This is a genomic window from Streptomyces lateritius (assembly GCF_014649715.1).
In the GTDB taxonomy this organism is placed as follows: Bacteria; Actinomycetota; Actinomycetes; order Streptomycetales; family Streptomycetaceae; genus Streptomyces; species Streptomyces lateritius.
The window spans coordinates 64,880-82,393 of the sequence record NZ_BMTO01000015.1; the positions used below are offsets into that span (position 1 = coordinate 64,880).

The 17,514-nt window shown below is 72.3% G+C and carries 18 protein-coding genes; 9 read left to right on the top strand and 9 right to left on the bottom strand.

Going from position 1 to position 17,514, the window contains the following annotated elements:
- Nucleotides 1-136 precede the first annotated feature (136 nt).
- Both IE136_RS27210 and IE136_RS27215 read left to right on the top strand, forming a co-directional pair.
- On the top strand, nucleotides 137-1,780 hold the full coding sequence (locus IE136_RS27210) for a DNA repair helicase XPB (RefSeq protein WP_158988979.1): 1,644 nt from the start codon (nucleotides 137-139) through the stop codon (nucleotides 1,778-1,780).
- A 207-nt stretch (nucleotides 1,781-1,987) separates the two neighbouring features.
- Nucleotides 1,988-4,012, top strand: a complete 2,025-nt coding sequence (locus IE136_RS27215) for a HelD family protein (RefSeq protein ID WP_189601682.1) — start codon at nucleotides 1,988-1,990, stop codon at nucleotides 4,010-4,012.
- 4 nt (nucleotides 4,013-4,016) lie between these two features.
- Here the strand turns inward: IE136_RS27215 and IE136_RS27220 are convergent, their stop codons facing one another.
- Nucleotides 4,017-4,157, bottom strand: a complete 141-nt coding sequence (locus IE136_RS27220) for a hypothetical protein (RefSeq protein ID WP_158988975.1) — start codon at nucleotides 4,155-4,157, stop codon at nucleotides 4,017-4,019.
- A gap of 9 nt (nucleotides 4,158-4,166) precedes the next feature.
- Nucleotides 4,167-5,075 (bottom strand): aminoglycoside phosphotransferase family protein, encoded by a 909-nt coding sequence (locus IE136_RS27225; protein ID WP_158988973.1) that lies wholly within the window; start codon nucleotides 5,073-5,075, stop codon nucleotides 4,167-4,169.
- Nucleotides 5,076-5,156: 81 nt separating this feature from the next.
- Here IE136_RS27225 and IE136_RS27230 point away from each other — a divergent pair, with 81 nt between their 5' ends.
- The gene (locus IE136_RS27230) at nucleotides 5,157-5,909 is read left to right on the top strand and encodes an SDR family oxidoreductase (protein ID WP_189601683.1); all 753 of its coding nucleotides are present in this window, start codon (nucleotides 5,157-5,159) and stop codon (nucleotides 5,907-5,909) included.
- A gap of 30 nt (nucleotides 5,910-5,939) precedes the next feature.
- Here the strand turns inward: IE136_RS27230 and IE136_RS27235 are convergent, their stop codons facing one another.
- Nucleotides 5,940-6,644: a copper homeostasis protein CutC gene (locus tag IE136_RS27235; protein ID WP_158988969.1), complete on the bottom strand. Its 705-nt coding sequence runs from the start codon at nucleotides 6,642-6,644 to the stop codon at nucleotides 5,940-5,942.
- A gap of 51 nt (nucleotides 6,645-6,695) precedes the next feature.
- Nucleotides 6,696-7,661 (bottom strand): DUF8832 domain-containing protein, encoded by a 966-nt coding sequence (locus IE136_RS27240; protein WP_158988967.1) that lies wholly within the window; start codon nucleotides 7,659-7,661, stop codon nucleotides 6,696-6,698.
- A 204-nt stretch (nucleotides 7,662-7,865) separates the two neighbouring features.
- Here IE136_RS27240 and IE136_RS27245 point away from each other — a divergent pair, with 204 nt between their 5' ends.
- The gene (locus IE136_RS27245; RefSeq protein WP_158988965.1) at nucleotides 7,866-8,156 is read left to right on the top strand and encodes a heavy-metal-associated domain-containing protein; all 291 of its coding nucleotides are present in this window, start codon (nucleotides 7,866-7,868) and stop codon (nucleotides 8,154-8,156) included.
- A gap of 247 nt (nucleotides 8,157-8,403) precedes the next feature.
- Complete coding sequence (locus IE136_RS27250) at nucleotides 8,404-10,674, top strand: heavy metal translocating P-type ATPase (protein ID WP_189601684.1); 2,271 nt, start codon at nucleotides 8,404-8,406, stop codon at nucleotides 10,672-10,674.
- Nucleotides 10,675-10,906: 232 nt separating this feature from the next.
- On the opposite strand, the gene IE136_RS27255 is transcribed toward IE136_RS27250, so the two are convergent.
- The 4 genes from IE136_RS27255 to IE136_RS27270 all read right to left on the bottom strand — a co-directional run bounded on the left by IE136_RS27255 (nucleotide 10,907) and on the right by IE136_RS27270 (nucleotide 12,868).
- Entirely contained in the window at nucleotides 10,907-11,200 is a 294-nt protein-coding gene (locus tag IE136_RS27255) for a hypothetical protein (protein ID WP_189601685.1), read from the bottom strand.
- Nucleotides 11,201-11,493: 293 nt separating this feature from the next.
- Nucleotides 11,494-11,901 carry a RidA family protein gene (locus IE136_RS27260; RefSeq protein WP_158988961.1) on the bottom strand — a complete coding sequence of 136 codons (408 nt, stop codon included), beginning with the start codon at nucleotides 11,899-11,901 and terminating at the stop codon, nucleotides 11,494-11,496.
- A 32-nt stretch (nucleotides 11,902-11,933) separates the two neighbouring features.
- Nucleotides 11,934-12,560: a LysE/ArgO family amino acid transporter gene (locus IE136_RS27265; RefSeq protein ID WP_158988959.1), complete on the bottom strand. Its 627-nt coding sequence runs from the start codon at nucleotides 12,558-12,560 to the stop codon at nucleotides 11,934-11,936.
- Entirely contained in the window at nucleotides 12,557-12,868 is a 312-nt protein-coding gene (locus tag IE136_RS27270; RefSeq protein WP_158988957.1) for a DUF2087 domain-containing protein, read from the bottom strand. Before IE136_RS27270 ends, IE136_RS27265 begins: the two co-directional genes overlap by 4 nt.
- A 305-nt stretch (nucleotides 12,869-13,173) precedes the next feature.
- On the opposite strand from IE136_RS27270, the gene IE136_RS27275 reads away from it, so the two are divergent.
- Both IE136_RS27275 and IE136_RS27280 read left to right on the top strand, forming a co-directional pair.
- The gene (locus IE136_RS27275) at nucleotides 13,174-13,872 is read left to right on the top strand and encodes an HD domain-containing protein (protein ID WP_189601686.1); all 699 of its coding nucleotides are present in this window, start codon (nucleotides 13,174-13,176) and stop codon (nucleotides 13,870-13,872) included.
- 159 nt (nucleotides 13,873-14,031) lie between these two features.
- On the top strand, nucleotides 14,032-15,279 hold the full coding sequence (locus IE136_RS27280; protein ID WP_189601741.1) for a Cmx/CmrA family chloramphenicol efflux MFS transporter: 1,248 nt from the start codon (nucleotides 14,032-14,034) through the stop codon (nucleotides 15,277-15,279).
- A gap of 30 nt (nucleotides 15,280-15,309) precedes the next feature.
- Here IE136_RS27280 and IE136_RS27285 read toward each other — a convergent pair whose 3' ends face one another.
- Nucleotides 15,310-16,062 (bottom strand): GbsR/MarR family transcriptional regulator, encoded by a 753-nt coding sequence (locus IE136_RS27285; RefSeq protein WP_158988953.1) that lies wholly within the window; start codon nucleotides 16,060-16,062, stop codon nucleotides 15,310-15,312.
- Nucleotides 16,063-16,307: 245 nt separating this feature from the next.
- Here IE136_RS27285 and IE136_RS27290 point away from each other — a divergent pair, with 245 nt between their 5' ends.
- Together IE136_RS27290 and IE136_RS27295 are read left to right on the top strand one after the other, a co-directional pair.
- The gene (locus tag IE136_RS27290) at nucleotides 16,308-16,979 is read left to right on the top strand and encodes a DUF4097 family beta strand repeat-containing protein (protein ID WP_158988951.1); all 672 of its coding nucleotides are present in this window, start codon (nucleotides 16,308-16,310) and stop codon (nucleotides 16,977-16,979) included.
- Between the two features lie 26 nt (nucleotides 16,980-17,005).
- Nucleotides 17,006-17,514: ABC transporter ATP-binding protein (locus tag IE136_RS27295; RefSeq protein ID WP_189601687.1), on the top strand; the 509-nt coding region annotated here is incomplete at its 3' end.

Below are 17,514 nucleotides of genomic sequence, written 5' to 3' on the forward strand. Positions count from 1 at the left end.
ACCCCCACTCCACCGCCCCCGGCCCCGCAGGCCCACCGTGCGGATACTCATCCGCCGCGTCACCCCGTACTCACCCGCGATGCGGGACACTGGATGTTTGGCCGTCACCGGAACGGCACGGGAAGGACCTGAAGGCGTGAACGGACCACTCATCGTCCAGAGCGACAAAACGCTTCTCCTGGAGGTCGACCACGAGCTGGCGGAGGCCTGCCGCCGTGCCATCGCGCCCTTCGCCGAGCTGGAGCGGGCGCCCGAGCACATCCACACCTACCGCGTGACGCCGCTCGGCCTGTGGAACGCCCGTGCGGCCGGTCACGATGCCGAGCAGGTCGTCGACGCGCTGGTCGAGTTCTCCCGCTACCCCGTCCCGCACGCGCTGCTCGTGGACGTCGCCGAGACCATGGCCCGTTACGGCAGGCTCACCCTCTCCAAGCACCCCAGCCACGGCCTCGTCCTGACCACCACCGACCGGCCCGTCCTGGAGGAGATCCTCCGGTCGCGGAAGGTGCAGCCGCTGGTCGGCGAGCGGATCGACCCGGACACGGTCGCCGTGCACCCCTCCGAACGCGGGCAGATCAAGCAGACGCTGCTGAAGCTCGGCTGGCCGGCCGAGGACCTCGCCGGGTACGTGGACGGCGAGGCGCACCGGATCGACCTCGCCGAGGACGGCTGGGCCCTGCGCCCGTACCAGAAGCAGGCCGTCGAGGGCTTCTGGCACGGCGGCTCCGGGGTCGTCGTGCTGCCCTGTGGAGCGGGGAAGACGCTGGTCGGGGCCGGTGCGATGGCGCAGGCGAAGGCGACGACGCTGATCCTGGTCACCAACACCGTCTCGGCCCGGCAGTGGAAGCACGAGCTGGTGAAGCGGACCTCGCTCACCGAGGACGAGATCGGCGAGTACAGCGGTACGCGCAAGGAGATCCGGCCGGTCACCATCGCCACGTACCAGGTCCTGACGACGAAGCGGAAGGGCGTCTATCCGCACCTGGAGCTCTTCGACTCCCGCGACTGGGGCCTGATCGTCTACGACGAGGTGCACCTGCTGCCGGCGCCCGTCTTCAAGTTCACGGCCGACCTCCAGGCGCGGCGGCGACTGGGTCTGACGGCGACGCTGGTCCGGGAGGACGGGCGGGAGTCGGACGTGTTCTCGCTGATCGGACCGAAGCGGTTCGACGCGCCGTGGAAGGAGATCGAGGCGCAGGGCTACATCGCGCCCGCGGACTGCGTCGAGGTCCGGGTCAATCTGACCGACTCCGAGCGGCTCGCGTACGCGACGGCGGAGACGGAGGAGAAGTACCGCTTCTGCGCGACGACCGCGACGAAGCGGAAGGTGACGGAGGCGCTGGTACGGAAGTTCGCCGGGCAGCAGATCCTCGTCATCGGCCAGTACATCGACCAGCTCGACGAGCTGGGGGAACACCTGGACGCGCCGGTCATCAAGGGCGAGACGTCGAACGCGCAGCGCGAGAAGCTCTTCGACGCGTTCCGCAACGGCGAGATCAGCGTGCTGGTCGTCTCGAAGGTCGCGAACTTCTCCATCGACCTGCCGGAGGCGACGGTCGCCATCCAGGTGTCGGGCACCTTCGGCTCGCGCCAGGAGGAGGCCCAGCGCCTGGGCCGCGTGCTGCGGCCGAAGGCCGACGGGCACCAGGCGCACTTCTACTCGGTGGTCGCGCGCGACACGATCGACCAGGACTTCGCCGCGCACCGACAGCGGTTTCTGGCGGAGCAGGGCTACGCGTACCGGATCATGGACGCGGACCAGCTGCTGACGGACGACTGAGACAGGCGGGGCGGGGGCTCTCGGCCCCCGCCGCCTGCGCGTACCGGCCGGGGACGCGGGGCGCGCGGAGGGCGGAAAAAGCCGTTCGCCCGCCGCGCGCGCGAAAGCTACACTCTCCGACTTCCCCGCCTCCCTTTCGTGGAGAGCCGTCGTCCGGTCGGAAACCGGCGGCCGCCCAGTCATGTCCGCGTACTCGGAGGCACCGCCATGTCCGCTTCGGACGACCCGCTCGCGCGCGAGCGCGCCCATCTCGCCCACTCCCGCGCCGCCCTGCGCGCGATGCGCGAGGACGTCGAGGCACTCGACATCAAGGACGTCACCGCGAACTGGGTCAACGCGGTCGTCCTCGGCGCGCAGATCGAGGAGCGGATCAAGGCGCTCGCCGACCTCTCCCACACCCCGCTCTTCTTCGGCCGGCTCGACTACCTGCACACCACGCAGGAGGGGCAGCGCTTCTACATCGGCCGCCGGCACGTCCACGACGCCGACGGCGACCCGATGGTGATCGACTGGCGCGCGCCCGTCTCCCAGCCCTTCTACCGCGCGTCCCGGAAGGACCCGCAGGACGTGGGGCTGCGGCGCCGCTTCGGCTACACGGGCGGTGAACTCACCGCGTACGAGGACGAGCACCTCTCCGACCCGGCCGAGCTGGAACGGACCAGCAAGCTGCTCCAGGCGGAGATCGAACGCCCCCGCGTGGGGCCGATGCGGGACATCGTCGCGACCATCCAGCCCGAGCAGGACGAGATCGTACGGTCGGGGCTCGCCGGAACCGTCTGCGTGCAGGGAGGCCCGGGGACCGGAAAGACGGCCGTGGGCCTGCACCGTGTCGCGTACCTCCTCTACGCGCACCGGGAGCGGCTGGCCCGCACCGGCACCCTCGTCATCGGGCCGAACCGGTCCTTCCTCCACTACATCGAGCAGGTCCTCCCGGCGCTCGGCGAGCTGGAGGTGCGGCAGGCGACCGTCGACGACCTGGTCGCACACGTCGAGGTGCGCGGGACGGACGAGGCGGCGACGGCCGTCGTCAAGGGCGACGCGCGGATGGCGGAGGTGCTGCGGCGGGCGGTCCGCTCGCACGTCACGCTCCCCACGGAGCCGCTGATGGTGGTGCGCGGCTCGCGCCGGTGGCGCGTACCGGCGTACGAACTGGAGGAGATCGTCGCCGAGTTGCTGGACCGGGACATCCGCTACGGGGCCGCCCGCGACGCGTTGCCGCAGCGCATCGCGCACGCGGTCCTGGTACGGATGGAGCAGGCGGGCGAGGCCCCGGACGACCGGGTGCAGGACGCGGTGGCCCGCAACACGGCGGTGAAGGCGGTCGTCAAGGCGGTCTGGCCGCCGGTGGACCCGGCGAAGCTGGTACTGCGGCTGCTGAGCGACGCCGAGTTCCTGGCGGAGCACGCGGCCGGTGTGCTGACCGAGGACGAGCAGAAGCTGCTGCTCTGGGCGAAGCCCGCCCGGTCGGTGAAGTCGGCGAAGTGGTCGGCGGCGGACGCCGTCCTGATCGACGAGGCGCAGGACCTGGTGGAGCGCACGCACTCCCTCGGCCACGTGGTCCTCGACGAGGCCCAGGACCTGTCCCCGATGCAGTACCGCGCGGTCGGCCGCCGCTGCACGACCGGCTCGGCGACGATCCTCGGCGACCTGGCGCAGGGCACCACACCGTGGGCGACGGAAAGCTGGGCGCAGGCGCTCGGGCACCTGGGGAAGCCGGACGCCGTCGTGGAGGAGCTGACGGCGGGCTTCCGTGTGCCCCGCGAGGTCATCGCGTACGCCTCCCGTCTGCTGCCGCACATGTCGCCGGGGCTCGCGGCCGTCGAGTCGGTCCGTGAGAACCCGGGCTCGCTGGAGATCCGGCACTTCGCGCCGGAGGAGCTGGACGCGGCGGTCGTCGCGGCCTGCGTCGAGTCCCTCGGCCATGAGGGCTCGATCGGCCTGATCGCCGCCGACGCGCGGATCGCGCCGCTGGCGGAGGCACTGACCGCCGCCGGTCTGGCGTACCTCTCCCCCGGCGAGGAGACGACGGCCACCTCGCGCCTGACGCTGGTGCCGGCCTCGCTCGCGAAGGGCCTGGAGTACGACTACGTGGTCCTGGACGATCCGGCGGCCGTCGTCGACGGCGAGCCGGACGAACGCACGGGCCTGCGGCGGCTGTACGTGGCGCTGACCCGTGCGGTGTCGGGACTGACGGTCATTCACTCCTCGCCACTGCCGGAGCAGTTGACATAGCCGATCAGCTTCGCGGGAAGGCGCGGAAGCCCTGGGAGACCGTGTCGTCACCGAGGAGGGCGTTGTGGTCGAGCCGGCCGGCGGCGTGGTCGACGGCGCCGGTCAGCGGCACGCTGCTGCCGGGAGGGACACCCCCAGGTCTCATGCCCCGGTCTCACGCCCCGGCTTCGTAATCGGGCAGCGCTTCGGAGAAGGCACGGCGGGCGACGGCCGCCAGGACGGGGTTCGCGACCCGGTAGTAGTGCTCCGTGACCACCCCCCAGCACAGCGCCCAGCCCCGCCCCCGCGCCCAGGTCGCGTCGTCGACCTCGGCGGCCTCCCGGAACAGCGGTCGCGTCTCGGCGGTGAACAGGGTCCAGGCGGCCATCATGTCGCAGGCCGGGTCGCCCGTACCGAGGCCGCCGAAGTCGATGACCGCGCTCAGCCGGCCGTCGCGGGCGAGCAGGTTGCCGGGCAGCAGGTCGCCGTGGACCCAGACGGGGTCGCGCTCCCACTGCGGGAGCCGCAGGACGGACTCCCATGCCTCGGTCACCGCGGCGGCGTCCAGCGTGCCGTCCGCGCCGAGGTCACGGATGGCGCCCGCCATGTACTCCCCGCCCCACTCGGTGACGTGCCCGCCGCGGAAGGAACGCGGCCCGCCGGTCGCGTCGACGCGCCGCAGGGCGGCGCCGAAGCGCCCCAACTCCACGGCGGCGTGGGCCAGATCCCCGATCGGGGTGTCGAAGGCGTTCTCGCCGTCGAGCCAGCCGTACACCGACCAGGGCAGGTCGTAGCCCTCCGCGGGCACGCCCTTGCCGAGCGGCACGGGGACGGGCAGCGGAAGGTGCGGGGCGAGGTGGGGCAGCCAGCGCTGCTCCTTGTCGACCTGCCGGGCCGCGGACGGGAGCCGGGGCAGCCGGACGGCCATCGCGTCGCCGAGGCGGTACATGGCGTTGTCGGTGCCCGCGGAGGGGACCGCGCGGACCGGGAGCTCCGCCCATTGCGGGAACTGCCGTCCGACGAGCCGGCGTACGAGGTCCTCGTCGATGTCGACTTCGTCGGGGTGCATCTTGGGGGCGGCCATGGCAAGGAGGTTAACGCGAGGCGGATCGGGCGGCCGGCGAATTACGGTGGGGGCGGCGCGACCACGAGAAGGGTGGACACGATGACCCACACGGCGAAGCGACCGGTGACCGTCGTCACGGGCGGCAGCCGGGGGATCGGCGCGGCGACGTGCGTACGGCTCGCAGACGCGGGACACGACCTCGTCCTCGGGTACGTCAGGGACTCCGCTGCCGCCGAGGAGACGGCCGCCGCCGTGCGGAAGGCCGGCGCGCGCTGCGTCGTCGTACGGGCGGACACGGCCGTCGAGGCGGACGTGGAGCGGCTCTTCGACACGGCGGAGGCCGAACTGGGGGCGGTGACGGGCCTGGTCAACAACGCGGGCGTGACGGGGCCGCTGGGGCGGCTGACGGACGCCACGACGGAGAACCTGCGCCGGGTGCTGGAGGTCAACCTCCTCGGCTACCTGCTGTGCTGCCGCCGCGCGGCCCGTGACATGACCGCACGGGGCGGCGGCGCGATCGTGAACATCTCCTCCGCCGCGGCGACGCTGGGCAGCCCCGGCGAGTACGTCCACTACGCGGCGACGAAGGCGGCGACGGACGCGCTGACCGTGGGCCTCGCCAAGGAGTTGGGCCCGCGGGACATCCGCGTCAACGCCGTCGCGCCGGGCACGATCGAGACGGACATGCACGCGACGATGGGCGACCCGGACCGCCCGGCCAAGGCGGCCCTCGTCACCCCTCTGGGCCGTCCGGGCCACCCCGCCGAAATCGCGGCCGCCGTCGCCTGGCTCCTCTCCCCGGACGCCTCGTACACGACCGGCACGATCCTCCGCGTGGCGGGCGGCCGCTGACCCGACCACCACGCCCGGCGGTTTCGACCGCTACGCGTCCAAGGCGTCACGCCAGGCGCGGACCGCTTCCGGGGAGACCGGGCGGGTCCAGCCCTGGGGGCGGGCCGCGCCGCCGATGTGGAAGGCGGTGAGTCCGGTCGCGCGGAGCTCGGGGAGGTGGTCCAGGCGCAGGCCGCCGCCGACCAGGATCTGCGGTTCGTAGCCCGGCTCGCCCGAAGCCGCGCGGGCGGCCTCGGCCTTGAGGACGGGGAGGCCGTCGTCGACGCCGGTCGGCGCACCCGCGGTGAGGTAGGTGTCGAGGCCCGGCAGGTCCGCGAGCTGCTTGCGCAGGGCGTCGCGGTCGGCGGCGCGGTCGATGGCGCGGTGGAAGGTCCAGCGGCAGCCGTCCAGGACGGCGATCAACCGCTCGACCGCGACCAGGTCCGGGTCGCCGTGCGGGGTGAGGAAGCCGAGGACGAACTCGTCAGCGCCAACCTCCCGGAGCTCCGAGGCGCGCGCCACGAGTGCGTCGATCTGCCTGGAATCACCCGCCGCGAAGCCGTCGGCGAGTCGGAGCATCACGCGCAGCGGGATGTCCACGGCGGCGCGGATCGCGGTGAAGCCGGTCCGGGACGGGGAGAGGCCGTCCGCCGCCATGTCGGTGACCAGCTCCAGGCGGTCCGCCCCTCCGGCCTGGGCGGCGACGGCGTCCCGCTCGTCGAGGGCGATCACCTCAAGGACTGCACGGTTGCTCATCGAGCCCATTCCTCCATGAATGACGGCTACAGGTCTAGTCCAATGACCACACTAGCCGTGCGAGTGGTCTCCCGCATCGTGCGCGTCACCGCCGGTCGTGGCGGGAGCCTGCCCCGGCCGCGCGTGCCCCGGCCCCGCGTGGACCGTGAACGCCGCGGTCCGCACCGTGCCGCCGTGCTGGAAGTCGAGGAAGAGCCGGTACGTCCCCGCGCTCGGCGCCGTCGCCGTGAAGGAGACGTCCGGGCCGGGCCCGCCCTCGTTGGGGTGGACGTGGAGGTAGGCGAGGTCGCCGTCGCGCAGGGCGACGAGGTGGCCGTACGCCCCCAGGTAGGGCTCCAGATCCGTGACCGGCTTGCCGCCCTTGGCGACCGTGAGCTTCAGCTCACCGGCCTTGCCCGGGTCGAGCGTCCCGCCGAGGGTGACCTGATAGCCGTCGACGGTGGCGGTGGGCGCGGCGGCCGGAAGCGGCTGCGGGGCATACGCACCGGGTACGGACAGGTCCACGCCGAGGGTCACGCCCTTCGCGCCGGGGGTCGCCGGCCTGAAGTCGGCGAAGGCCTTGTAGCCGCCCGCCGCGGGCAGGTCGACCGGCGTCGACCAGGTCCCGTCCGCCGCCCGCACGGGGTGCAGGTGGCGGTAGACCGTCAGGTCGCGCGAGGCCACGATGAAGTGCAGCTCCTTGCCGTGCTCGGTCGTGTACGCGGTGACCTTCCTGCCGCCCGCGTCCTTGATCGAGAACTTCAGCACGCTCTTGCCCATGGTCGGCCTCGGCGTCTCCATGGCCAGCGTGTAGCCGCCCTCCGAGACCTGCAGCCCCCCGGGGAGCGAGGCCTGGCCCGCCTCCCGGTGGTCACCGTGCCCCGCGCCGGCCCCAGGCTCCGAGGACGCCGCGTGCTCACCGTGCACCGCCCTCTTCGGCTCCTCCACGGGGCCGACGGTCCTGCCGACCCCGTACGCGGTCCCGAAGGTCGCGGCGAGGGCGGCGGCGAAGGCCGTGATCTTCACTCCGGTGTTCATGGCAGCTCTCCCGTACGTGAGTAACCCTTCAATACACCTCACGGTACCCCCAGGGGGTATGAAGTCAAGTCGGGCGACCGCTTGCCTCAAAATACGGCGGGGGGGGTATACATGGATCAGGACCACATACCCCCTGCGGGTATCGGCCGCCGAGGAATCCGGGCCACCGGAAACACCACCGCTTCACCGACCGAGGAGGAACCCATGTCTTCCTGCTGTACTCCCGACGGCAGCTGCTCGACCGGCGCCCGCGAGGCCACGGCCGCCATCGCCGTCGCCGACAGCACCACCACCGTCTACGCCGTGACCGGCATGACCTGCGGCCACTGCCAGACCGCCGTCACCACCTCCGTCAGCGCGCTGGACGGCGTCATCTCCGTGGACGTCGACGTCGCCGGCGGCCTGGTGACCGTCACCACCGGCGGCGAGCCCGACGACGCCTCGATCGCCGCCGCGATCGACGACGCCGGATACGAGCTCACCGGCCGCGCCTGACCGGCGCGCGAAAGCGCCACCCCGGCCGACCGGGGCCCGGCCACCACGCCCGGGCCCCGGCCCCCGTGCTGAAACGAGCAGGGCCGGCCGCCACGAACAAGGCGAGTGAGCCGAAGGACGCCCGCGGGCGTCGAAAGGGAGACCGCGCACAGACCCCGAGGACGAGGGGATGAGCACGGCGGACCGTCGACGCACGCGAAGGGACGTCCGGAGGTGAACCGAGCCACAGAGAGAGGTTTCGCAGGAAATGACCACGACGACCCCCGGCGCCGCCCGGGTCGAGCTCGCCATCGGCGGCATGACCTGCGCCTCGTGCGCGGCCCGCATCGAGAAGAAGCTCAACCGCATGGACGGGGTCGAGGCCACCGTCAACTACGCCACCGAGAAGGCGAAGATCACCTTCGACGCGGACGCCGACATCTCGGTCGCCGACCTCATCGCCACCGTCGAAGCCACCGGCTACACCGCCCAGGAGCCCACGCCGCCGAAGGCCGAGTCGGGCGACGCGGACGAGCCCACCGACGAGGAGAAGGCCGACGAGGAGCTCCGCCCCCTCAAGCAGCGCCTGATCACCGCCGTCGCGCTCGCCGTCCCCGTCATCGCGATGGCGATGGTCCCGGCGCTGCAGATCGAGTACTGGCAGTGGCTGAGCCTCACGCTCGCCGCCCCGGTCGTCGTCTACGCCGCCTGGCCCTTCCACCGCGCCGCCTGGACCAACGCCAAGCACGGCGCGGCCACCATGGACACGCTGATCTCCGTCGGCACGGTCTCCGCGTTCCTGTGGTCGCTGTGGGCGCTGTTCTTCGGCACCGCCGGTACGCCCGGCATGACGCACCCCTTCGAGTTCACCATCGCCCGCACCGACGGCGCCGGGAACATCTACCTGGAGGCGGCGGCCGGTGTCACCGCGTTCATCCTGGCCGGCCGCTACTTCGAGGCCCGGTCCAAGCGGAAGGCGGGCGCGGCGCTCAAGGCGTTGATGCAGCTGGGTGCCAAGGAGGTGACCGTCCTCAAGAACGGCCGCGAGGTCACCGTCCCCACCGCCGAACTCTCCGTCGGGGACCGCTTCCTGGTCCGTCCGGGCGAGAAGATCGCCACCGACGGCACCGTCGTCGAGGGCTCCTCCGCAGTCGACGCCTCGATGCTCACCGGTGAGTCCGTACCGGTCGAGGTGTCGGCCGGCGACAGCGTCACCGGCGCCACGCTCAACGCCGGCGGCCGCCTGGTCGTCGAAGCCACCCGCGTCGGCGCGGACACCCAGCTCGCCCGCATGGCCAAGCTCGTCGAGGACGCCCAGAACGGCAAGGCCGCCGCCCAGCGCCTGGCCGACAAGATCTCCGCGGTCTTCGTGCCCGTCGTGATCGCGCTCGCTCTCGGCACGCTCGGTTTCTGGCTGGGCACCGGCTCCGGCCTCACGGCCGCCTTCACCGCCGCCGTCGCCGTACTGATCATCGCCTGCCCTTGCGCCCTGGGCCTCGCGACCCCGACCGCCCTCATGGTCGGCACCGGCCGCGGCGCCCAGCTCGGCATCCTGATCAAGGGCCCGGAAGTCCTGGAGACCACCCGCAAGGTCGACACCATCGTCCTCGACAAGACCGGCACCGTCACCACCGGCCGGATGACCCTCGTCAAGGTCCACACCGCCGACGGCACCGACGAGACCGACGTCCTGCGGCTGGCCGGAGCCCTGGAGCACTCCTCCGAGCACCCCATCGCCCAGGCCGTCGCCACCGGCGCGGCCGCCGAGGTCGGTACGCTCCCCACCCCCGAGGACTTCGCCGGCATCCCCGGACTCGGCGTCCAGGGCGTCGTCGACGGCCACGCCGTCCTCGTCGGCCGGGAGAAGCTGCTCGAAGAGTGGGCCATGGAGCTCCCGGCGGGCCTCAAGTCCGCCAAGGACGCGGCCGAGAAGGCCGGCAGGACCGCCATCGCGGTGGCCTGGGACGGCAGGGCCCGCGCGGTCCTGGAGGTCGCAGACGCCGTCAAGGAGACCAGCGCCGAGGCCGTCCGGCGGCTGCGCGCACTCGGCCTGACCCCGATCCTGCTCACCGGGGACAACAAGGCGGTCGCCGAGGCCGTCGCCGCCGAGGTCGGCATCGACGAGGTCATCGCCGAGGTCATGCCCCAGGACAAGGTCGACGTCGTCAAGCGCCTGCAGGGCGAGGGACGTTCGGTCGCGATGGTCGGCGACGGCGTCAACGACGCCGCGGCGCTCGCCCAGGCCGACCTGGGCCTGGCGATGGGCACCGGCACGGACGCCGCCATCGAGGCCGGCGACCTGACGCTCGTACGGGGGGACCTGCGGGCCGCCGCCGACGCGATCCGGCTCTCGCGCAAGACGCTCGGCACGATCCGCTCGAACCTGTTCTGGGCGTTCGCCTACAACGTCGCCGCCCTGCCGCTCGCGGCGGCCGGACTGCTCAACCCGATGATCGCGGGGGCCGCCATGGCCTTCTCCTCGGTCTTCGTCGTCGGCAACAGCCTGCGCCTGCGCGGCTTCCAGGCCGCCGACCGCTGACCCGGACCGCCGACAGGAGGCCGCCGGGGCCGGTTGCGTACAGCTCCGTGCGGGGAGTCAACCGCCCTCGCGCGAACCTCGCGGTCGGCCCACTTCGACGACCTGGCGGGGCCGCTACGGGAGTGGCTGAGCGAGCACGCGACGGCGGGCGGGGGGCCTGCCGCCGGGCCGGATGGCGGAGGCTTTCCAGATCGCCCACGTCGACTGACCGTCGCACGAAGCCGCCCAGGGCTCACGGGGTGCGGCTGATCCAGCGCTGGAGCGCCATGTGGGTGGTGTCGTCCAGCGCGCACAGTGCCTCGATGGCGGCGAGGTCGCCCGGCAGCGGCGCGATGCCGGCCGTGGTGAGGGCGGCGTGCAGCTCCAGCCGGCGGCGGTCCGCCGGCTCCAGGGGGATGGGCAGCCGGCTGGCCGGGGCGGGGGCGGGAAGCTCGTAGTCGCCGGACACCAGGACGCCGGGGTACCGGTAGACGTCGAACTCCGTCAGCGACGCCGTGGCGGTGGGGAAAGCCTGCAGACCATTCATGAGTGCCTCCTCAGTTGTGGTGCGACTGGGAAGGAAGAGCGCGGGGCGGCCTGCGGCAGTTCCGGTGAGCGCCGCACACCACCCGAATGCCCCCAACGGCATCTCGTCACATATGAGATGAACCGATTCACCACAAGGCCGGTGCCCTCGGGGGCACCGGCCTCGGGTCGGTCCGGCCGGCCGCCCACGACAACCGGGCGGACGCCTTCGCCCACGCGGCGGATCCCGGCCGGTCGAGACCCGCGATGCGAAGTCCGCCCACGGCCTGGACGTCGTCCTGGACGGCCTCGCCCTCAGAATCCCGGCGCAGCCCCGATCACCGCGTCGACCTCGATCTCCACCAGCCAGTCGGGGTCGATGAAGCGGGAGACCTCGACGAACGTGGTGACCGGCCGGACGGCGGCGAAGCGTTCGCCGTGCGCCCGTGCGGCTTCCTTCCACAGCGTGATGTCGGTCAGCATGACGCGCGTCCGCGTCACGTCCTCGACCGATGCCCCCGCGTCCCGCAGCGCCCGCTCGGCGATGTCCAGACAGCGCACCGTCTGTGCGTGGACATCACCGGGCCCGACGGTGGAACCGTCCTCCCCGATGGGCGCCGTCCCCGCGACGGCGACGTGTCGCCCCACCCTCACCGCGCGCGAGAAACCGATCTGCGGCTCCAACGGCGATCCCGAACCGACGTTCTGACGCACCTCATCCATACCGTCATCGTGCCAGGGACTTCAGGGATCGGTCAGCTCACGAGGTGAATCGCGAGGCCCGCGATCAGTGCGCTCGACACCAGGGCCGTCACCAGGCGGCCCTTCGGGCCCGTCAGGCCCTTGCCGAGCAGGGCGCCGCCCGTGGCCAGGAGGAGCTGCCAGCTGGCGGAGGCGACAAGTGCCGCCAGCACGAAGGCCGTTCGGGCCGGCGGTGTCGCCGGACCCTCGGGACCCGTCGCCAGGATCAGCGCCGCGAAGTAGATGACGGTCATGGGGTTCAGGACCGTGATGCCGAGGAAGGTCAGATACGCCCGCAGCGGGGTCATCGGGTGCTCGCCGTCCCTCCTCGCCGCGAGACCGCCCGCGCGGTACGCACGGAGCGCCGTCCACGCGGCGCGGACCGCCAGGGCCACCAGGACACACGCCGACGCCCAGCGCAGCGGGGCCATGACCGGGGCGAGCAGCGGGACCAGGGCCGAGCCTCCGAGGACCGCGAGCAGGGCGTAGAGCCCGTCCGCCGTGGCGACACCGAGCGCCGCGCCCGCTCCCGTACGCCAGCCGGTGCGTGCCGTGAGCGCCACCAGATACGCGCCGACCGCGCCGACCGGGATCGCGATGCCGTAGCCGGCCAGCAGGCCGGCCACCACCGCGGTGGTCACGCGACGGACGGGATCGCGCCTCCGGTGGAGCCGGGCTGCTGCTGTCGGCGGTACGAGGCGCCGTCGCTCGTACGGGAGAGGAAGCCGCCGGTCACCAGGTGGCGACGCAGGGCCGGGAAGTCCTCGTGGACGGTCGACAGCGCCTCGTTGACCTCGCGCTCGCTGTAGGAACGGGCCGGGTCGAAGAGCGTCCCGGCCAGGTGGTCGAGGAGCTGCTCACGGCGGGGCGCCTTGCGCGGGATCGCCTTCAGGCGCCCGTCCGCGGAGAAGAGGTCCGCCACCGGGCGGGGCAGAGAAGGGGAAGTCATGCCCGGAAGCCTGACGCCCGCCACCCCACCCCGGCAACGGATTTTCCCCGCGCCCGCCGTCCACAGCGGTGGATGAGAAGTTCCTGCTCCGTCGCGTCCGTCAGCTCGTAGTGGGTACGCACCGGCGGGCGGCCGGAGGAGAGGCGGACCGAGGTCGCCGCGTCACCGTGGAAGCGGGCCGGCGGGCGGCCCTCCACGGGTTGCCCGGCCGCACCGGGCCGGGGCGGTCCGCGAGGCTGGAGGGCGGGATGGGAGCGGCTCCGCAAGGGAGCGCTCCGGGCAGCCGGGCGGGCAGAATGGCCCCCATGACCGCCACCGAAGAGCACGACCACGGGCGGGAGCTGCTCCGGCGCTGGACGTCGACCCTGCTCGCCGCCCGCGCCGGCCGCGAGGGCCCGGACCCCGCCCCGTACGGCCGGAACCTGCTCACGCGCTGGGCCGAGCCGCAGCGCAGGTACCACACGGTGGACCACCTATGGGCGGTCCTCGACCGCATCGACGAACTGGCTCTTGCCGAAAGCGAGTTGGAGCCGAGTGGCGAGCGGGAGCCGGGTGGCGAGTGGGAACTGGTCCGGCTGGGCGCCTGGTTCCACGACGCGGTCTACCGCCCGGACCGCTCCGAGAACGAGGAGCGCTCGGCGGCCCTGGCCGAAAAGGCCTTGCCGGAGGCGGGCCTCGCCGAGCGCGAGGTGGCGGAGGTGGCCCGCCTCGTTCGCCTGACGGTCACTCACGACCCGGCACCGGGCGACCGCAACGGCGAGATCCTCTGCGACGCCGACCTCGCGATCCTCGCGAGCGACCCGGGCACCTACACGGGGTATGCGGCGGCGGTCCGCGAGGAGTACGGCTTCGTCCCGGACGACGCCTTCCGCGAGGGCCGCGCGGCGGTCCTGCGCCAGCTGCTCGCCTTCCCCCGTCTCTTCCGCACGCCGTACGGCACGCGGCACTGGGAGACGCGGGCGCGCGAGAACCTGGAGCGGGAGCTGGCAGCCCTGTGCGCCTGACGGGTGGGGCCACGGGTCTGGACGCCACCCGGTGAGGCTCCACCACCCCGTCCGCATGCCAAGACACCCCGCCCCGGGGGAATGTCAGGCACAAACTCCCCGTTGACGCATGTCATGCCGCCCTCGTCAGCCGAACGCACCACGCCTGCCCGCACCCGCATGCCCCCGGCCGTCTACATCCTCGGCCTCTCCGTCTTCGCGCTCGGCACGAGCGAATTCATGCTGTCCGGCCTGCTGCCCCCCATCGCCGACGACATGAACGTCTCCATCCCCCGCGCCGGCCTGCTCATCTCCGCCTTCGCCATCGGCATGGTCGTCGGCGCCCCCCTGCTCGCCGTCGCGAGCCTGCGGCTCCCCCGCAAGACGACACTGATCACCCTGATCACCGTCTTCGGCCTCGGCCAGGTCGCCGGAGCGCTCGCACCGAACTACGGCATCCTCTTCGCCTCCCGCGTCGTGAGCGCGCTCGCCTGCGCCGGCTTCTGGGCCGTCGGCGCCGCCGTCGCCATCGCCATGGTCCCGGCGGGTTCCCGCGCCCGCGCGCTCGCCGTCATGATCGGCGGCCTCTCCATCGCCAACGTCCTCGGCGTCCCGGCGGGCGCCTTCCTCGGCGAGCACCTCGGCTGGCGCTCCGCCTTCTGGGCGGTCGGCGCGGCCTCCGGGATCGCGCTCGTCGGCGTGGTGACCCGCATCCCTCACCTCCCCCTGCCCGACGAGAAGCCCCGCCTCAAGCGCGAGCTGGTGATCTACCGCGACCGCCAGGTGCTGCTCTCGATCGTGATCACCGCTCTCGCGGCGGGCGGCGTCTTCTGCGCCTTCTCCTACCTGGCGCCGGTGATCACCGACGTCGCCGGGATCGACACCCGATGGGTCTCCGCGATCCTCGGCCTCTTCGGCATCGGCGCCCTGATCGGTACGACGATCGGCGGCCGGGTCGCCGACGCCCACCTCTTCGGCGTCCTGCTCAGCGGCATCACCGCCTCGACACTCTTCCTGATCGCCCTGACCCTCTTCGCCTCCAGCCCGGTCGCCGTGGTCGCCCTCTCCTTCCTCCTCGGCGTCTCGGCCTTCTACACGGCCCCCGCGCTCAACGCGCGGATGTTCAACGTGGCCGGCGCCGCCCCGACCCTCGCGGGCGCCACGACCACGGCCGCGTTCAACCTCGGCAACACCGCCGGCCCCTGGCTCGGCGGCACGGTCATCGACGCCGGCCTCGGCTTCGCGGCGACGGCCTGGGCGGGCGCGGCGATGACCGTCGTGGCCCTGGCGACGGTCGGCCTGTCCCTCCGGCTGAGCACGCGCACCTCGCGTGCGCGCACGTCCCCCGGCCACGTGGTGGCCAGGGGGACGGTCACGGGTCCCGACGCGTACGCCTCGGAGCGGACGACGGACGACGCGATCCGCTGATCACCGGACCGGTCGTCCCCCTACGGCCGGCTACACGCGATCCGAGGGCGCCTCGGCGGTGTCCGGGGTCGTCGCGGGTTTCGTGAAGAGGATGTCGCGGGCCTGCTCCGCGGCGCGGGTGATGCTCTCGGAGACGAAGTCGAGGAACCGGGCGACGTTCTCGAGGCGGGCGGCGGCCGGGGTGCCGGGGCCGAGGACGCCGACGCCCTGCCGTGCGGCTTCGACGATCTGGGCGGTGGACCGGGCGCTCGCCACCATCGACTGGTACCAGATGTCGTCGTCGACGACATAGCGCTCGCGGCGGCGTCCGTCGCGTTCCCGGCGGACGAAGCCCTGGCTCTCCAGGAACGAGACCGCCTTGGAGACGGACGCCGGGCTGACCTGAAGGCGCTGGACGAGTTCGGACGCGGTGAGGCTGCCGGTGTCGGTGAGGGTGAGGCAGGCCATCACCCGGGACATCATCTTGGGCATGCCCGAGGCCATGAGGACGGTGGTGAACATCTCCTCGTACTCCCGCACGGCCACGGGGTCGCGTCCGTGCGCCTGCGGGGGCGCCTCCGTCCCCCGGGGCGTGGTCTGCCTGCGGCGGTGGGCGCGGTGTTCGGTGGCGCGGTGGGCGAGGTCGGCGCGGTAGGCGGTGGGGCCGCCGTTGCGCATCACCTCGCGCGTGACCGTGGAGGTCGGACGGTCGAGGCGTCTGGCGATCTCCGCGTAGGCGAGGCCGTCGGCCAGTCCCAGCGCGATCTGCTGACGTTCCTGCTGGGTGAGTCTGCCTCCCGGCATCGCGGTCTCCTTACCTGGTGCGTGGTGACTCCATTATAGCGTTCACTTTCATTTCATTGCAACGAATGAACCAGGTGCCGTTGCGTTAAATTCCACACCATTGCAATGAAATCACTATACTGACCTGCGCTAATGCTGATATGGCGCAACAAGTTCGTTGCCAAGACTTCGAATGCAACGTAGCGTTTCTCTTGTCGGAAACAGCGGGCCGACAGAGAGCCCGCCCCACGAGAAGGAACAGCATCATGCAGAAGTTCGCCACCCCCGCCCCGGTCTCCGCCGTCCTGGACATCCCTGCGGGCCACATCCGGTTCATCGCCGCCGACCGCACCGACACCACCGTCGAGATCCTCCCCGCCGACGCCTCCAGGAGCCGCGACGTGAAGACGGCCCAGCAGACCGAGGTCACCTTCCGCGACGGCGTCCTGCGGATCGAGACCCCCCAGACCAAGAACCAGATCCTCGGCGCCTCCGGATCCCTCGAGGTCACCGTCCAGCTGCCCGCCGGCTCCCACATCGAGGCGAAGACGGCCAGCGCCGAACTCCGCGGCGTCGGACGCCTCGGCGACGTCACCTACGACAGCGCCCACGGCACCGTCAAGCTCGACGAGACCGCACACGCCCGCCTCACCCTCCTCGCCGGCGACATCACGGTCGGCCGCCTGAGCGGCCCCGCCGAGCTCAGCACCCAGAAGGGCGACCTCCACATCACCGAGGCCGTCCACGGCACCGTCACCCTGCGCACCGAACACGGCGACATCACCGTCGGCGCCGCCCGCGGAACCTCCGCCTCCCTGGACGCCGGCACCACCTACGGCCGCATCCACAACACGCTCCAGAACACCGACGGAGCCAACACCGGCCTCAACATCCACGCCACGACCGCCTACGGCAACATCACCGCCCGCAGCATCTGACCCGCAGCCCCTGAGGAGCACCCACCATGACCACCCCGGCCATCGCCGCGAACGGGCTGCGCAAGTCCTACGGCGACAAGACCGTGCTCGACGGCGTCGACCTGACGGTCCCCGAAGGAACGATCTTCTCCCTGCTCGGCCCGAACGGCGCCGGCAAGACCACCGCCGTCAAGATCCTCTCCACCCTCATCTCCCCCGACCCCGCCTCCGGCGAGATCCGCGTCGGCGGCCACGACCTGGCCGCCGACCCGCAGGGGGCGCGGGCCGCGATCGGTGTCACCGGGCAGTTCTCCGCCGTCGACGGACTGATCACCGGCGAGGAGAACATGCTCCTCATGGCCGACCTGCACCACCTGTCCAAGCGCGAGGGACGGCGGGTCGCCACCGAACTCCTCACCCGCTTCGACCTGGCCGACGCCGCGAAGAAGCCAGCCTCCACCTACTCCGGCGGCATGAAGCGCCGCCTCGACATCGCCATGACCCTGGTCGGCAACCCCCAGATCATCTTCCTCGACGAACCCACCACCGGACTCGA

What these genes read in the sequence shown, in the direction of transcription:
- IE136_RS27215 (WP_189601682.1), top strand. Translation starts at nt 1,988, where the DNA reads ATGTCCGCTTCGGACGACCCGCTCGCGCGCGAGCGCGCCCATCTCGCC.
- IE136_RS27220 (WP_158988975.1), bottom strand. Translation starts at nt 4,157, where the DNA reads ATGAGACCTGGGGGTGTCCCTCCCGGCAGCAGCGTGCCGCTGACCGGC.
- IE136_RS27225 (WP_158988973.1), bottom strand. Translation starts at nt 5,075, where the DNA reads ATGGCCGCCCCCAAGATGCACCCCGACGAAGTCGACATCGACGAGGAC.
- IE136_RS27230 (WP_189601683.1), top strand. Translation starts at nt 5,157, where the DNA reads ATGACCCACACGGCGAAGCGACCGGTGACCGTCGTCACGGGCGGCAGC.
- IE136_RS27235 (WP_158988969.1), bottom strand. Translation starts at nt 6,644, where the DNA reads ATGAGCAACCGTGCAGTCCTTGAGGTGATCGCCCTCGACGAGCGGGAC.
- IE136_RS27240 (WP_158988967.1), bottom strand. Translation starts at nt 7,661, where the DNA reads ATGAACACCGGAGTGAAGATCACGGCCTTCGCCGCCGCCCTCGCCGCG.
- IE136_RS27245 (WP_158988965.1), top strand. Translation starts at nt 7,866, where the DNA reads ATGTCTTCCTGCTGTACTCCCGACGGCAGCTGCTCGACCGGCGCCCGC.
- IE136_RS27250 (WP_189601684.1), top strand. Translation starts at nt 8,404, where the DNA reads ATGACCACGACGACCCCCGGCGCCGCCCGGGTCGAGCTCGCCATCGGC.
- IE136_RS27255 (WP_189601685.1), bottom strand. Translation starts at nt 11,200, where the DNA reads ATGAATGGTCTGCAGGCTTTCCCCACCGCCACGGCGTCGCTGACGGAG.
- IE136_RS27260 (WP_158988961.1), bottom strand. Translation starts at nt 11,901, where the DNA reads ATGGATGAGGTGCGTCAGAACGTCGGTTCGGGATCGCCGTTGGAGCCG.
- IE136_RS27270 (WP_158988957.1), bottom strand. Translation starts at nt 12,868, where the DNA reads ATGACTTCCCCTTCTCTGCCCCGCCCGGTGGCGGACCTCTTCTCCGCG.
- IE136_RS27275 (WP_189601686.1), top strand. Translation starts at nt 13,174, where the DNA reads ATGACCGCCACCGAAGAGCACGACCACGGGCGGGAGCTGCTCCGGCGC.
- IE136_RS27280 (WP_189601741.1), top strand. Translation starts at nt 14,032, where the DNA reads ATGCCCCCGGCCGTCTACATCCTCGGCCTCTCCGTCTTCGCGCTCGGC.
- IE136_RS27285 (WP_158988953.1), bottom strand. Translation starts at nt 16,062, where the DNA reads ATGCCGGGAGGCAGACTCACCCAGCAGGAACGTCAGCAGATCGCGCTG.
- IE136_RS27290 (WP_158988951.1), top strand. Translation starts at nt 16,308, where the DNA reads ATGCAGAAGTTCGCCACCCCCGCCCCGGTCTCCGCCGTCCTGGACATC.